The following is a 14,958-nucleotide window of genomic DNA, read 5'->3' on the forward strand; positions in this document are numbered from 1 at the left end:
ACTTACTCGTCTGGCGGGGCCTTACCGGCCACCGCCCGAGGACTACAAGGTCTCGGCATGCGGCCGTCTGTACTTCTGGCGAGCGTCCAACCACGACGAGAGAGGCAAGTACGACGACCTCCCCCGGAGCACGGGATATATCGGCTACGACGTGGCCGATAGTTGCGGCTACAGTGTAGCCACGCCAGAGTGGGCGAGGCGCTGACGCCGGGGCCGACTGGTTGAGCAAAGGGTGGTGGCCGTGAGTCAGACCGTCCCTCGGCCTGGGAGCCCCCGCTGGTGGCAGGGCCGCCCCGATCGTGACAACGTCAAGGACCAGGGTCCTGGACGTCCCTCGATGCCGATCGAACGCGTCATCGCCGCCGGACTCGCCATTTTGGCCGCAGCGTAGTTACAACTATCGGATGGTCAACGAACCAGGGCGTCGGCGGGCAGGCCTTGGGCTTGGACCAGGGGTAACTCGACGGCGCGCAGCAGGCTGACGAAGCGTGCCGTGAGCTGCACCATCGGACCCCTGCTGTACGCAACGAGCTCCCTGAACAGAGGAGGATCCGACGGACGAACATGGTGGCTCCAACCATGCGGAACAGCGTTCGCAGGGACGATCGCGAGCCCGACGCCCTCGATCGCCAGACGCAGCGCTGCTGCGACCTGGCCGACCCGGGCAACGACGCGTGGAGTGAACCCGAGCGAGACGGAGGCCCAGTCCAGGACCTCGGTCATGCCCTGCTCCGGCTCAAAGTGCACCCATTTCGCGTCCCGCAGTTCCTCGACCGACGCCACCGCGTGCGCGAATGGCCCCCGGCCGGCGACAACGAGGTCCTCGAACCCGATCGAGACGACTTCGCCCTCCCACCCCAACGGCCTCGGCCCGATGGCGAGGTCGCCCCTGCCCTCCCGCATCGCCGCCTCCAGGTCTTTCCGGTGAGAGAAGTCGTGGAGTCGCTGCACCGTAGCGGGGTACTTGTCGTGCCAGCGCACAACAGCCGCAGGCAGAACACCCGATGCGACGGAACGAACCGTGAGCACATGAAGCTCGCCGTCCCCGCCGCTCACGACGTTCGCCACAGAGCGCCGTGCCTCCTCAGTCGCCTGGATCACTGCCCGCACGTGCGGCAGGAACACGCGGCCGGCCGCGGTGAGGGAGACGCCTTGGCGCCCGCGCTCAAGGAGCTCCGCGCCGACCTCCTTCTCCAGAGCCCGGATCTGCCGGGACAGGGAGGGCTGCGCCACCAACAGATGCGCCGACGCTGCCGTGAGTGAACCGTGCTCACAGATCGCCAGGAAGTACTCGAGTTGCCGCAGCCGCACGAGAACAGCCTACATGCCATATAGGAACGGGCTATTGCGGCGGCGCGGACCGAACCCGCACCCGCTCCGCCACACACGATCATTTCGACGGCGGAACCGGGACCGAGCGGCCAGCCGGACAAGGTCCACCATCGGCCGGCGGAACTCCTCCGTGTAAAGCGGTTGCGATCTCGACACCAGTAATCCTCTTTGTGACTATTGCCCCAAGAGCCCGGTGCGCACGAAATCGGGTCAACTTCAACCGCCCGACGGGGGCGAATGCGGCGCCGGCCAGCACGTTGGCGGTGATTCCGATGTTCACGTCCACTGCCGAGACACCGAAGGTGTGCGCGATCTGCGGCAGCGACGTCAGGATGGTCATGTCGAGGTTCTGCGTGAGAAATGCCACAACGACGATGACCACGATGCGCGAGACCGAGCGACGCCCCGGACGGGCAGGCTGTGGAGTCGGCGCAGGTCAACGTGCCGGCCCGGAGCCGGTGCCCGGTACGGCATCCGCCGTGTTCTGTGCGGCGGTGCGGCGCGCGCGCCTTCGCTCGCGCTGATAGTCCGGATCAGGTAGCGGCTCGGCGTCGATCAAAGCGCGCGTGTACGAGTGCTGCGGGCGAAGGTAGACATCGTCGGCCAACCCGGTCTCAACGAGCTCGCCGGAGGCCATCACGCCGATTTGTTGGCTGATGTGCCTGACCACGCCCAGATCGTGTGCGATGAAGACGTAGGTCAGACCGAGCTGCTCTTGGAGGTCCTGGAGGAGGTTGATGACCTGTCCCTGGGTGGAGACATCGAGGGCGCTGACAGGCTCGTCGCACACGATCAGGCGCGGCTCGACTGCCAAGGCTCGGGCAATCGCGACGCGCTGCCGCTGCCCGCCGGAGAGCTGGCTAGGGAGGCGATCGGCGTGATTTGGCGCGAGGCCGACGCGTTCGAGCAGTTCGACCACGCGGTGACGCTCCTTACCGGGGGCGACTCGGCCATGGCGTCGCATCGGTTCCGCCAAGATCCGTCCGATCGGTGCCCGAGCGTTGAGGGAGGACCACGGGTCCTGGAAGATCACTTGGACGTCTCCGCGGTAGCTCAGAGGGGTCTTTCTGCCGAACTCCACGATGTCTTGGCCGTCGAAACGGATCGCGCCAGACGAGGGCTGAACCAGACGCAGTATCGCCTTGCCCACCGACGATTTGCCCGAGCCCGACTCCCCAACCAGGCCGAACGTCTGACCTTCGGCGACGGCGAACGACACGCCACGAACCGCGACCTTCTCGTGCGCACGCCGTGCGAGGAGGTACCCGCCCTCGTACCTGATCCAGAGATCCTCGACCTCGAGCAGCGTTGACATCAGCTCTTCTTCCGGAGTACGGGGGTCGTGCCAGGGAGGGAGAGCTCATCCTCACGAATGCAGCGCGAACCAGTGGTGAGCTCAATCGGACCCATCTTGCACACATCACGCCGATGTAGACATCGAGGGGCAAACCGGCAGCCCGTCGGCAGGGCGTCCATGGGAGGCACGCGGCCCGGGATCGTCGGCAGTCGGCCCGATCCGCCGGCGCTGGTGGGCACCGCGGCAAGCAGCGCACTGGTATACGGGTGGCGAGGCTCCTTGAAGATCTCGTCCACGGTGCCCTCCTCGATGATCTGACCGGCATACATCACCGCGGCGCGGTCGCAGGCGTCGGCGACGACGCCGAGGTCATGGGTGATCAGCACGACCGCCATGCCGAGGCGGTCTTTCAGGTCGGCAAGAACGTCCAGAACCTGACGCTGCGTCGTCACATCGAGCGCCGTCGTTGGCTCGTCGGCGATCAGCACGCTCGGTTGGCCAGCCAACGCGATCGCGATCACGACCCGCTGGGCCATTCCACCGGAGAACTGGTGGGGATAGTCGCGAAGCCGGGTGCGCGCCTCAGCGATGCCCACCATCTCGAGCAGTTCGACGGCTCGGTCCTGGACGGCGGAGGCGTTGAGATCGTGGTCGTGGTTGCGGATCGCCTGGGTCAGCTGGCGCCCGATGGTGTGCACCGGGGACAACGCGACAAGGGGGTCCTGAAAGATCATGCTGATACTGCCGCCCCGCAGGTTGTTCAGTTCGGCCTCGGAACTGCCCACCACCTCCTGCCCGTCGACGCGCACTGAGCCAGCTGTGACGAGACCCGGAATGGGCACCAGGCCGAGCGCGGCGCGGCCCGTCATGGTCTTGCCTGACCCAGACTCCCCGACGAGTCCGAGCATCTCGCCACGGCGGACGTCGAGGCTCACGTCATCCACCACGGTCACGATGCCTGTGTCGGTCGGGAAGGCCACGGACAAGCCCCGGATGGACAGCGCGATCCTCTCAGCCTGCGGCCCATCGATCTCCGCGGCCGACGCCGCTGGCCGCGAGGAGAGCCGGCGTGCCTGGCGGCGCTCTCGGATGCCCCGGATGGAACCCTCGCCGGCGAGTGCGTCCCGCAGGCCGTCGCCCAGAAGGTTGTAGGCCAGCACGGTCAGGGTGATCGCCAGACCGGGCGGCCAGGGCAGGAACGGCTGTTGGTTCTGCCATTGCGTGGCACCACTGAGCATGCCACCCCAGCTCGGGGCTCCGATATCGAGGCCGAGGCCGAGGAAGCTGAGCGCCGCCTCGATCAGTAGCGCCGTTCCCATGTAGATCGTCGACTGCACGATGAGGGGCCCGGCCATATTCGGCAGCATCTGTCGGAAGAGCACGTTTCGTTCGGTGAGCCCAGAGACCCTCGCCGCGTCGATGTACAGCTTCTCTCGCTCTCCAAGCGCGAGCGCGCGACTGAGCCGCATGTAGTTCATCGCGAAAATGATGCTCACCGCAATCATCGCGCTAGTGAGGCCAGGTCCCAAAACGGCGATGATGGCGAAGGCTAGGACGAGGCCGGGGATCGAGTCCGCCACGTCGAGCAGCCGCATCAGCACGCGGTCCCACCAACCGCTGCGATACGCCGCGAACAGTCCGAGCGGCACGCCTACGATGAGTGCGATGGCCACTGTCTGAAGCGACGCCTGGATCGCGACCCGCGCACCGAAGATGAGGCGCGAGAGAACGTCACGGCCGAGGTAGTCGGTTCCAAGCCAGTGGTCGCCACCTGGGCCCTCAAGCGCCCGCCGGAGGTCCTGGCTGAGTGGGTCATAGGGAGCGAGGACTGGTGCGAGGACGGCAGCGATCATGATGGCCGCGACGAAAGCGCCAGCAGCCACGGTGGCTGGTTGTCGAAGCATCCGATGGAGTACACGGCGCGCGATCCGTGGGACTTCCGGGCCGGCCTCAGGGTCCAGCGCCGGGAACACAGAGGAATCGACCTTGTTCATCATATGGTTGCGAGCTTCCATTGCCCTGGATCTGATGAAGGTGCCGGGGGTGTCGGGGCTACTGCGGTCGTGCCCGAGGGTTGAGGAGCGCGTAGCCGATGTCGGCGAGAAGGTAGATCATGATCACGGCGGCCGCCACGACCAAGGTGATTCCTTGGACCACCGGTACGTCTTTGCGTGCCACCGCGTTGATCAGCTGAGTGCCGATCCCAGGGATGGTGAAGACCTGCTCGACCACAAAGCTCGCCGCGATCAACGTGGATAGCTGAAAGGCGATCACCGAGAGGATGGGGACCATGGTGTTCTTGATGGCGTAGCGAGCGACGATCGTCCTGCGCGGGGTGCCCATAGCGCGGAGCGTCTGTACATACGGTGCGGCCAGCGTCTCCAGCATCGCGCTGCGTGTGTGCCTGGCGATCACGGCGCTGCCGGCGATCCCAACCGCGATAGACGGCAGCACCAGGCCACGGAGCCACAGCCCGACATCCTGCGACGGCGGCGTCCAGGACAATACGGGGAACCAACCGAGCTGCACCGCGAGGTACCCGAGAAGGATGACCCCGAGCCAGAAGGACGGCACCGCGAGTCCGGTGGCGGTGCCAAGCCCGACGATGCGGTCCAAAAGGGCCCCCGGACGTAGCGCAGCTACGATACCGGCGCTCATCCCGAGCAAGATGGCGACCAGGATCCCGCCGACGGTCAGGCTGATCGTCGGCAGGAGATGCTCGGAGATCACCTTGGTGACGGGCTTGTTCCCGAACCACGAGGTCCCCAAGTCGCCCCGGAGAACTCCGCCGACCCACTCGACGAACTGAACGACGAGTGGCTGGTCCAGACCAAGGCGCTCTTCGAGCTCGGCGATGCCTTCCGGCGTCGCTCGAGGTCCGAGCAGGACGGCCGCAGGGCTTCCGGGAATGAGGTAGGTCAGCAGGAAGATCGCGACCGAGACCAGCGCGAGCTGAGGAACGATCCCCATCAGCCGGAACCCTACGAGCCGTCCCAGCACTTAGTTCCCCTTCCTGAGGCTCTTGAAGACCACCGAGCTGGCTTCCCACGTCACGGTCTGCACGCCCTCCACCTGACCCGGCTTGTATCCCATGGCCTGGTTGACGATCGTTTCGTTGCACACGAGAGACTCCTGCGCGATGATCCCCATCACGTCCGACCAGAGCGGCTCCGCCGCAGCCACGCCGGTCTCGGCGAGGGCCTTCTCTGCCGCCGCGGCGAGTTCTGGCGACTCGACCCCGGCCGGGTTGCCGGGAGCATCAGCCGCGAACCAGCGCGTGTACCACTCCTCGGGAGTCAGGTCAGTGTTGTCCCCCAAGCCCATCGAGTTCGTGCCGGCATACCAGCCAGTGAAATACTCACCTGCCGTGACCGTCTGCACATCCAGGGTCACGCCCACTTCGCCCAACATTCCTGAGATCGCCTCGGCAAACAGCTGGGTCTGCTCGAACGCGAGCATGGTGAGGGGCGGAACACCGTCGAGCTGCGGCTCTGCCGCCGTCGCGTCGAACTTCAAGGGCGGGATGTCGCCGTTGTGGCCGTACTCGCCTTCCTGGAAGCGCTGGTTCGTGGCCGTCAGATACTCGCCACCTCCCACGGCCGCGAGTCCTTCGCTATCGATCGACTGACAGGTCGCCCGCCGGACGGCGAGGTCCTCGAGGGCGCCACCTGGACCCCGGTCAAGTAAGAGCAGGCCGTAGTGAACTCCGGGGAAGACGTCCACCTCGAGACCGCCATCCCTCGCCTGGTCCGCCTGGGCGACGAGGACGTCGCCGAGGTCGACCTCACCCGTCAGCAGCGCGTTGATTCGAGCATCCGAGTCGTCGATAGCCACCAGGACGATCTGCCGCACACCCACGTTGTCGATGTCCCAGTAGCCGTCGTAGAGCGAGAATCCGACCTCGCTGCCGGGAACACTGAGGCTCTGGTCGTATGCCCAGGGACCTGTTCCGACTGGGTGGTCGTCGATCGTGCCGTCCTCGATGGCCGCCGGGCTGGCCATCACGCCGCCTCGCCCGGTCAAAGCACTGAGGAGGCTCTGGGTCGGGCGCGCGAGGTTGAGCACGAGGGTGAGTTCGTCGGGAGTCTCGATCGAACTGATCGAGGACAGGCCGGCGCTGAAGGGCCCGGCTTGCTCGATCACGTACTCCAGGTTGAACTTCGCGGCCTCGGCGTTGAACGGCGTTCCGTCGTGAAAGGTGACGTCGTCGCGGAGCGTGAAGGTAATCGACTCCGGTGTCTGCTCCCACTTGGTGGCGAGCTGTGGGCTGATCTGAGTGGGATCGTCCGGTGCTCGACCGACCAGTGTCTCGTACGGGACGCGCACCCAGGCGTACCCGTTGTCGGTGCCAGGCACCCACTGGCTCGGGATCTCCTCGATCCCGACGCGCACGGTGCCGGACGGCCCCTGACCACTCCCATCATCTGAATTGTCCGAGGAGGAACTGCAGCCCGTGATCGCGAGAACGGTCGCCACGACGCCGCATATGGACACTCGCCGGAAGCGTTGACTGATAGTTCGCATGTGCTGCTCCAAATCCTCAATGCTGGGGCAGCGAGCCCGCTGCGGGCGTCGTTGTGGTGACGGACAGCTTGCGGGCGAGCCAAGCGAATGCCTCGGGAACCCACTCGCCCGCGTGCTCGGCAGCGCAGTGCCCGGCCCCGGCGTAGACGCGCGCCTCTTTGCCCGTGACCGGCCCGTGCTCCAGGACCGAATAGATGTGCCCGACAGGTGACAAGTAGTCCTGGTCGCCGTTGATCATGAGTACTGGCTGCGTGATGCGATCGAGGACACCAATCTCGGACAACGCCCAATGGTGAAACTCGGCTCGGACATCTTCTTCCGACATCGGCGGCCTGAACGGGCCGTCGTCCGCGGCACCGAAGTACCACTCGGCGCGCTCGTTCAACGTGGCGAGGTGCCGGGCCATCTCCTCGCCCTCAGGCAGGTATCCCAGCGGCGCTCCCGCGACGGCCACGACCGCTTGGAGCTTGTCGGGCACGGTCCCAGCGAGCTGCATGACGGAGTAGCCACCCCGGCTTATACCGAATGCACCAATTCTGTTCGGGTCGATCTCCGGGCGCGCGCGGAGCGCGTCGACCGCCGCTTCCCACGCCGTGACCGATTCCGGTGCCCAGGGAACAGGGTTCTCCCCCGTGCCCGGGGCGTCCATGACCAGCCCTGCCATGCCATGCGAGATACAGATCTCCTGAGCCCAGCCGCGGTCTTCCTTGAAGACGTCGGAACCGCACATGACGAGTACTGCTGGCACTGGCTCATCCGACTTCGGCACCCGCAGGTGGGCCGTCATGGTCACGTCTTGGTGCGGAATCTGGACGACCTCGAGAGGAGGGTCAATGTGGGCGCAAGCGCGGATGTACGCGCGGACGCAGTCCTTGCTGACAGTTGCCTTCTCCGGGGTGATCTCACCGGGGAAGCGCGCGATCGCGTAGTAGGTCTTGGCGAGAAGGAACTCCCTGCGCGCCCGTCCAAAGTCGCCGTCCGCCTCAAGGCGCTCGCCCGCCGCCTCGTGGACCTCTCCGAGTTCCTTCCATACCGGAATCCACTTGTCTTGCGTCGTGCCAGTCAGACGATTGACAGCCTCAACAAGCTCAGCGCGATCCTCGATCGCAGCGAGCCAACGCCGGTAGAAGCCGTCTGGCCCGATGTCCCACGGATCTTCGGTCGGGACCGTAGATGCCGAGCAGGGACTCACTGTCGCGTTCTCCACGCTTGCACCTGCTAACTGATCGCTCTTGTCCTGATGTCAGCCTTCGTCGCCCTCTCCTGCGTGCGACGCAGCTACATGTCGAGCGGGCACCCGAGTACAGCCGTCGACGTGATTGGCATCACTGAAGCGGTTCGGTGCTGTGCGGCGCAAAGACCAATCAACTTCAACAGCTATAGAGAGCAGCTATGGTCAACCTCCGACGAGGAGGCCCGGACGAGGTCCAGCGCCGCTCAGCCGGACTCCAGGCCCACATGCACATGCCGAGGTAGCCGTCGCGGAGGACCCCCGTCGCCGACCTGCCCGCGGACCTTGGCCGCCGCAACATCGACCCTGTGGGCTCCGGAGCCCCGATTCGGACGATGACCTACACTTTTGCCTGCCGCCCGGGCGCGGCTCGGGCAGGCTGGCTGGTCATCGTGTGGTCCTTGCTCTACGGCCTGACCAGCGACGTCCTCGGGCTGACGCTGCTCCGGATTCGTGGGGACACCGCGAAAGAGGTAGAGATCCTCGTCCTGCGCCACCGGGTCGCGGCTGCGACGGCAGGTGCAGCGCCCGAAGCTAGGGCGCTTCCCGTGGATCTTGGTCGATGCGGGCGGCGTCCAGGCGGTTGCTCGCAAGGCGGAGGAGGAGTCCATAGCGGAGCTATGGACGACGACGACAACGCGGCGAGCGGCCGTCTGGGCGTCGATCCGCGCGGCCGAAGATCCACGGGACGCGCCCTAGGCGCCGTTCGCGGCGCGGTCGCGGAAAAGGGCCTCCTGGATCAGGCTCGCGGCGAGCCGGCCGTCGGGGGTGTGGATGGTGCCGTTGTAGAGGCCGCGACCGCTGGCGGCGGTCAGCGGCGTGACGTCCATCAGCACCCAGTCGTCGAGGCGGGCCGGCCGGTGGAACCAGACGGCGTGGTCGAGGCTCGCTCCCGTGTGGGCCCGCCCGTCGTGCCAGGCGGCGAGCCCTCCGGACACGTCGGACAGGTAGGTCAGCACGCTCGCGTGCAGCAACGGGTCATCGCCGAGTTCGACGGTCGCGCGCGCCCAGAACCGGGTGTCCCAGCCGGCGTCGGGGTAGGGCTGCGCGGGCCGGCGGGCCTGGACGTCGAACAGCCGGGGGAGGGTGAACGCCGGCAGCGTCTCCGGGTCGCCGGCCGGCGGCGGCCCGGAGACCTGCCGGTCCGCCCCGCCCTCGGGCACGTGGAACGAGCAGCTCATGTTGAAGATCACCTGGCCGCCCTGCACCGCGACCACCCGGCGGGCGGAGAACGACCGGCCGTCCCGGTCCCGCTCCACCCGGAAGATCGTCGACCGGGCGGCGTTGCCCCGGCTGAGAAAGTAGCCGTGCAGCGAGTGCGGCAGCCGCCCCTCGGGCACGGTCCGCCCGGCCGCGAGCAGCGCCTGCGCCGCGACCTGGCCGCCGTAGAGGAAGTACGGCTCGTCGAAGACGGCCGTGGTCCGGTAGAGGTCCCGGTCGAGCTCCTCGAGCGCCAGCAGGTCCAGCAGGGTGACGCCCGCCTGTCCCGGCGGCACGGTCGCGGTCTGGACGGCGCCCGCCCGCCTCGTGTCGCTGGTCAGGCCCACCACTCCTGTGCCGTCCACCCCGCTCACCCGCCCGCCCGCCTCGTCGACCACGACATCCCCGACAACACCCCGTTCTGGCGACTTCCGTACCCGCCGATTCCGTACCTGCTGACGACTTCCCTGTCTGCCGACGGCGTCTCCACCTGCCGACAGCGTCCCTGACCACTGGAGACGCCAGGAACGCCCCTTCGCGGGATGCTCACGGGCGTGCGCGGGCGCACCCGTTGACGGGCACGCGGCCCGCGCGGTGGGGCCGTTCAGGCCTGGCCGGAGCGGGGCCTGGCCAGGCGGGGCCGGCGGCCGGTCCGCTGCGGTGGTTCGACCGGCTGGCGGGGAGCGGGCACCCGGCCGCTCGGGCTGTCTGGTGCCTCCAGCCGCTGGGCGGTGTCGTCGTCGTTACCGCGCAGGCGCAGAAGATCCGCGTCGTTGGCGGCGGCGATGATCAGAGCCGCCCGTCTTAGCTGGTCGCGCACCTGGTTGCCTCCCTGGCAGCGTCACTGCGGGTTGTCGGACTGCGCCTCTCCGGATCCAACCAACCTCTACGACACAGTAAAAGTCGCCGAAGTGCCAGCCGACGCGCCCGTTGTTGCCGGAACTGCGTTGTTCGTCCCACCTCGAACTGCCTGGTTTACGCGTCGGCCCTCGCGGTAGCCGGCCTCGCGGCAACCGGCCGGCGCTGACCAGGGCCGCCGGACAGGGCGCGGGCCGGGGCCGCTGGGCAGGCCCGTGTGGTGCCCGCCACGGCCATCCGCCGGCATGGTCCGGGCCGTCCCGCCTGGCCGCTTCGCCGGCCGCGGCCCGGCTTCCGCCGAAACCCGACAAGCGACCGCGACCACACCTCGGCGAATGCGCCCGCTGACCAGGAGGTTTTGCGTCGCTGTGACCGTGACCACCTTCGGGATTGCTGCCAGGCAACTATTCCCAATGTGGTCGCCGACACGTTCAACATGTCGCATTGGACTTAGTCCCGCTATATGCGGCAAAGCTCACGTCCAGGTGTCTCGAAACGTTCTGGACGGAGGTCCACAATGGTTATGTGGCCGTCGGGGAATGCGGTCGCCGTCACATCTGCAGGGAGCAATCATGCGCAACGACTTGTCCACGCTGGAGCGGCTGCGGTCGCGTGCCTCGTCCCGTCGGGTCGCGCGGCGCGAGCGGCGCGCCCTCGAGACCTACCTCGCCCAGGACTCGCTGTCGCCGAACGCGCGCCAGGAGCTCGAGGTCATCCTGTTCCGCCAGGGCGTTTCCGTCTAGGACCCGCGCTGGCCTGGCCCGACGGCCCGGGCCGGGCGGCGTCGGCCCCCGGCGGGCGCCGACGGGTGATGGCCGCCACTGTTTTCCGCTTTCACTCTCCCTTAACTCCTCGGATATCGGGGCGTCGATTTCCGGTCGCCGGGCCGAACGGCCACGTGCACCGGCCAGGTGACCCACGACACCCTGACCCACCGACCCGCGCCTGACGGCCGGCCGGCGGGCCCCGAGAAAAGCAGGTCCAACCCACGGCCGCGCGGGCGCGCACCGTTCGGAGCCGGCCGGGGATTCCCCCGGCCGGCTCCGGGTGTTTTCCGGCAATGCCCGCTGGCGGTGCCACGCGCGTGAGGGCCCGTTGGTTGCGGGAAAAGACCAGGACAACGGGTCGTGAAGGCGACAGCCGGGCGCCCGCCGACGATCGCCCGACAGGCAACATCACGGCGCGATTGGGCGCAATCTGGACACGTGACTACTCGACCCCCCTTCGGGGGCCCCCGGGCCGCGGTGGCGTTGGCGGCCGCGGCCGCCGTCGCCGCTCTGGTCGCCGGCTGCGACGCGTCCGGGGGCGCCGGCGCGACCAGCGGCGCGCTGCCCGCGCCGCCCACGTCCGCGCCCGGGACCACCTTGGTGCCCGGCACCACGTCCGCGCCTCCCGCCGGGCCGTCGACGGCGGCTCCGCCGGCCACGGCCACCCTGTCGCCGACGGCGGAGCCGCCGTCCGGGGGCACGTCCGCTCCCGCCACCCCGGCCAGCCCGGCGGCCCCGCCGGCGCTGCGGCCGGGCGACAGCGGGCCGCGGGTGCTGGAGCTACAGAACCGGCTCTCGGCCGCCGGCTACTGGCTGGGCACCCCCGACGGCACCTACGGCCAGCTCACCCAGCAGGCGGTCCTGGCTCTCCAGAAGGCGGCGGGCGCGCAGCGCGACGGGCTGGCCGGCCCGGCCACCTGGCGGGCGCTCGACGCCGGGGTCCGCCCGTCGGCGCGTAGCACCCAGGGACGGGCGCTGGAGGTCGACCTCGCCCGGCAGCTGGTCCTCGTCGCCCAGGACGGCAAGGTCCAGCAGATCTTCAACACGTCGACGGGCTCGAACACGTATTACGTCTCGGGCGGCGTCCGCAAGCTCGCGGTCACCCCGGAGGGGACCTACAAGATCTTCCGTCAGGTCAACGGGGTCGACCCTGGCCCGCTGGGCAGCCTCTACCGGCCGAAGTACTTCAACGGCGGGATCGCGTTCCACGGCTACTCGTCCGTGCCCGCCTACCCGGCCTCGCACGGATGCGTCCGCCTGAGCAACCCGGCGATGGACTGGATGTGGTCGTCCGGCGTGGCCGAGATCGGCGCCGCGGTCCACGTCTACTGACCTCGCCGCCGCGGGCCCTGGAGGGCGGCCGCTGGCCGCCCCGTCGCCCCGGCCGCCCGCTGAGGCGGCCGCGGCGTGCCGCCCGCCGTCCGCGGCCGGGCCGCGCGGCGGGCGGTCAGGCGCGGTCGGAGCCGGGGGTCTCGCCGACCGGCGGCGCGAGGATCTCCAGCCGGCCGCGGACCTCGGCGAGCACGCTCGCCCAGGCGTCCCGCAGGTCGTCGGCGCCGTCCGGGTAGAGGTCGTCAACCGCGAGCATGAGCACGCTGCCCCCGTCCGCCGCCGGCTGGACCTCCCAGGTGACGATCACCGTGGAGTCCTGGCCGTCCGGCTGGGGCGCGCCGAGGGTGTAGGTCAGCCGGTAGGGAGCGGTGGCGCGCAGCACGGTCCCGTACACGTCGGTGCCGGCGGCCGACAGCCGGACCGATGAGCCCGGCCGCCAGTCGGAGAGCAGCTGGCGGTCGGGCAGCATGGCGCCCAGCACCTCGACACCCGGCTCGCCGCCGCCGGCGAGTATCCACCACACCTCTTCCGGCCCCGCCGTGACGGACGCGGACAGGAAGCTCGTCCGGAACGGCTCGCGCATGGTGCTCATCCCCTCGAATGCGGCGCGCGTCGGTGCGCGTGTGACCATGCTGCCGATCAGAACGGGTCCGCGAGCTGCGATGTCGCGCCGCGGACGTGTAACGGCCCGGACACCCCCGTCGCTGTCCGTCACCCTCCGCCAGCGCCGATGGTCACCGAGAGACCACCGGAGCGGCAGATCTGGCCGGATTCGACCGCCCATGCTCTAAAGTTCCGCGCGGGGCTGTCGGAAGGAGACCGGTGATCACCTATGCGGCCCTGCTGCGCGGGGTCAACGTTGCCGGCCGGGCAAAGGTCCTCATGACGGATCTGCGCACGGCCTTCGCCGGCCTCGGGTTCGAGGGCGTCTCGACCTACCTGCAGAGCGGCAACGTCGTTTTCGAGACTGAGACGCCCCGCGCGGCGTTGGGTGCCGACATCGAGGCGCGGCTCGGCGCGGAGCTCGGCCTGCGTACCACCGTGCTGCTGCGCAGCGGGGCCGAGCTGGCCGCGGTCGTCGCCGCCAACCCGTTCCTGGGCCGCCAGGACGACCCCGCCAAGCTGCACGTCACCTTCGTCGCCGAGGACCCGGACCGGGCCCTGATCCCAGGACTGTCCGCCCTGGCCGCCGAGGGCGAGGAGGTCGCCGTCGTCGGGCGGGACGTCTACCTGCACTGCCCACACGGCTACGGGCGCAGCAAGCTCACCAACACGGCCGTCGAACGCCGGCTCGCGGTCCTGGGCACCACCCGCAACTGGCGGACGGTCCTGGCGCTGCGCGACCGCACCGCCGCCTGACCCGAGACTCGCCCCGGCCACTTCCGGGGCGGGCGCGCCGGCGGACCGCCGGACGCGTCAGCGGGCACCTGACGTACGTAAGCCGCCCAACTGGCGGGAGGGGTGGGACGGGAAGGATGAGGCGTGGCTGAGCGCGGGCGGGTTGTTGTCATCGGGTCCATCAACATGGACGTGGTCGTGACGGTGCCCCGGATGCCGCTGCCTGGCGAGACGCTCGCCGGCGGCTCGGTGCATCAGGTGCCGGGTGGGAAGGGCGCGAACCAGGCCGTGGCCGCCCGGCGGCTCGGCGTGCCGACGGTCCTGGTGGGCGCGGTCGGCGCGGACGGGTTCGGGACGGTGCTGGCCGGTTTCCTCGGCGCGGAGCGGATCGACATCTCGCCGGTCAGGACCGAGCATGGCCCGACGGGCACCGCCCTGATCACGGTGGCCGACGGCGGGGAGAACACCGTGATCGTCGTGGCCGGCGCCAACGGCTCCGTCGGCCCCAACCGGGTGGCCGAGGCCGCGCTTCGGTCCGGGGACGTCGTGCTGCTGCAGGACGAGATCCCGGCGGAGACGAACGAGGCGGCGGCCGCCGCCGCCCGCGCGGCCGGCGCGACGACGATCCTCAATCTGGCGCCGTTTCGGCCGCCGAGCCGGCGGCTGCTGGACGCGGTGGACGTGCTGATCGTCAACGAGACCGAGTTCGCCGAGCTCGTCGGTGCCTCCGGCGCCGGGGCCGACGGGATCGCCGAGCTGCTGCGCTCCGGCGACGCGCTGACGGCCCCCGACGGCGGGCCGCTCGGCGACGTCGTGGTGACCCTGGGGGTCGACGGGGCGCTGGCCCGGATCGGCGGCGAGCTGCTCACCGTGCCCGGCCGGCGGATGCCGGTGGTCGACACGACCGGGGCGGGCGACTGCTTCTGCGGCACGTTCGGCGCCTCGCTCGCCGTCGGGCTCGAGCCCGCGTCGGCCCTCGCGCGGGCGAACACGGCCGCGGGCCTAGCCGTCGGCCGGTTCGGCGCCGGCCCGTCCATGCCCACCGCGGACGAGGTCGCCGCCGTCGGCCCCGCCTGAGC

At 69.3% G+C, this 14,958-nt stretch carries 14 protein-coding genes; 4 read left to right on the forward strand and 10 right to left on the reverse strand.

The annotated features are described in order from the left end of the window. Positions 1-408: 408 nt before the first annotated feature. The 9 genes from I6A81_RS38175 to I6A81_RS38215 form a co-directional block, all read right to left on the reverse strand. On the reverse strand, positions 409-1,311 hold the full coding sequence (locus tag I6A81_RS38175) for a LysR family transcriptional regulator (protein WP_203002228.1): 903 nt from the start codon (positions 1,309-1,311) through the stop codon (positions 409-411). Positions 1,312-1,390: 79 nt separating this feature from the next. Continuing rightward, positions 1,391-1,714: a hypothetical protein gene (locus I6A81_RS38180; RefSeq protein ID WP_203002229.1), complete on the reverse strand. Its 324-nt coding sequence runs from the start codon at positions 1,712-1,714 to the stop codon at positions 1,391-1,393. A 54-nt stretch (positions 1,715-1,768) separates the two neighbouring features. Continuing rightward, on the reverse strand, positions 1,769-2,647 hold the full coding sequence (locus I6A81_RS38185; RefSeq protein ID WP_203002230.1) for an ATP-binding cassette domain-containing protein: 879 nt from the start codon (positions 2,645-2,647) through the stop codon (positions 1,769-1,771). After that, positions 2,647-4,644 carry a dipeptide/oligopeptide/nickel ABC transporter permease/ATP-binding protein gene (locus tag I6A81_RS38190; protein WP_203002231.1) on the reverse strand — a complete coding sequence of 666 codons (1,998 nt, stop codon included), beginning with the start codon at positions 4,642-4,644 and terminating at the stop codon, positions 2,647-2,649. Before I6A81_RS38190 ends, I6A81_RS38185 begins: the two co-directional genes overlap by 1 nt. A gap of 37 nt (positions 4,645-4,681) precedes the next feature. Beyond that, on the reverse strand, positions 4,682-5,629 hold the full coding sequence (locus I6A81_RS38195) for an ABC transporter permease (RefSeq protein WP_203002232.1): 948 nt from the start codon (positions 5,627-5,629) through the stop codon (positions 4,682-4,684). Then, positions 5,630-7,105 (reverse strand): ABC transporter substrate-binding protein, encoded by a 1,476-nt coding sequence (locus I6A81_RS38200; RefSeq protein ID WP_203002233.1) that lies wholly within the window; start codon positions 7,103-7,105, stop codon positions 5,630-5,632. Positions 7,106-7,169: 64 nt separating this feature from the next. Beyond that, on the reverse strand, positions 7,170-8,360 hold the full coding sequence (locus tag I6A81_RS38205; RefSeq protein ID WP_203002234.1) for an alpha/beta hydrolase family protein: 1,191 nt from the start codon (positions 8,358-8,360) through the stop codon (positions 7,170-7,172). Between the two features lie 719 nt (positions 8,361-9,079). After that, the gene (locus tag I6A81_RS38210) at positions 9,080-9,880 is read right to left on the reverse strand and encodes an acyl-CoA thioesterase (protein WP_307875188.1); all 801 of its coding nucleotides are present in this window, start codon (positions 9,878-9,880) and stop codon (positions 9,080-9,082) included. Positions 9,881-10,188: 308 nt separating this feature from the next. Next, on the reverse strand, positions 10,189-10,404 hold the full coding sequence (locus I6A81_RS38215) for a hypothetical protein (RefSeq protein ID WP_203002235.1): 216 nt from the start codon (positions 10,402-10,404) through the stop codon (positions 10,189-10,191). A 610-nt stretch (positions 10,405-11,014) separates the two neighbouring features. Between I6A81_RS38215 and I6A81_RS38220 the strand changes: the two genes are divergently transcribed. Further along, positions 11,015-11,185: a hypothetical protein gene (locus tag I6A81_RS38220; RefSeq protein ID WP_203002236.1), complete on the forward strand. Its 171-nt coding sequence runs from the start codon at positions 11,015-11,017 to the stop codon at positions 11,183-11,185. Positions 11,186-11,647: 462 nt separating this feature from the next. Then, positions 11,648-12,541 carry a L,D-transpeptidase family protein gene (locus I6A81_RS38225; RefSeq protein ID WP_307875187.1) on the forward strand — a complete coding sequence of 298 codons (894 nt, stop codon included), beginning with the start codon at positions 11,648-11,650 and terminating at the stop codon, positions 12,539-12,541. Between the two features lie 115 nt (positions 12,542-12,656). Here the strand turns inward: I6A81_RS38225 and I6A81_RS38230 are convergent, their stop codons facing one another. After that, positions 12,657-13,172 carry an SRPBCC family protein gene (locus tag I6A81_RS38230; protein WP_238431158.1) on the reverse strand — a complete coding sequence of 172 codons (516 nt, stop codon included), beginning with the start codon at positions 13,170-13,172 and terminating at the stop codon, positions 12,657-12,659. A 191-nt stretch (positions 13,173-13,363) separates the two neighbouring features. Between I6A81_RS38230 and I6A81_RS38235 the strand changes: the two genes are divergently transcribed. Both I6A81_RS38235 and I6A81_RS38240 read left to right on the forward strand, forming a co-directional pair. After that, positions 13,364-13,900, forward strand: a complete 537-nt coding sequence (locus I6A81_RS38235; RefSeq protein WP_203008178.1) for a DUF1697 domain-containing protein — start codon at positions 13,364-13,366, stop codon at positions 13,898-13,900. Between the two features lie 123 nt (positions 13,901-14,023). After that, positions 14,024-14,956 carry a ribokinase gene (locus I6A81_RS38240; protein WP_203008175.1) on the forward strand — a complete coding sequence of 311 codons (933 nt, stop codon included), beginning with the start codon at positions 14,024-14,026 and terminating at the stop codon, positions 14,954-14,956. Positions 14,957-14,958: the final 2 nt, after the last annotated feature.

Source organism: Frankia nepalensis (assembly GCF_016786325.1).
GTDB classification, from domain to species: domain Bacteria; phylum Actinomycetota; class Actinomycetes; order Frankiales; family Frankiaceae; genus Pseudofrankia; species Pseudofrankia nepalensis.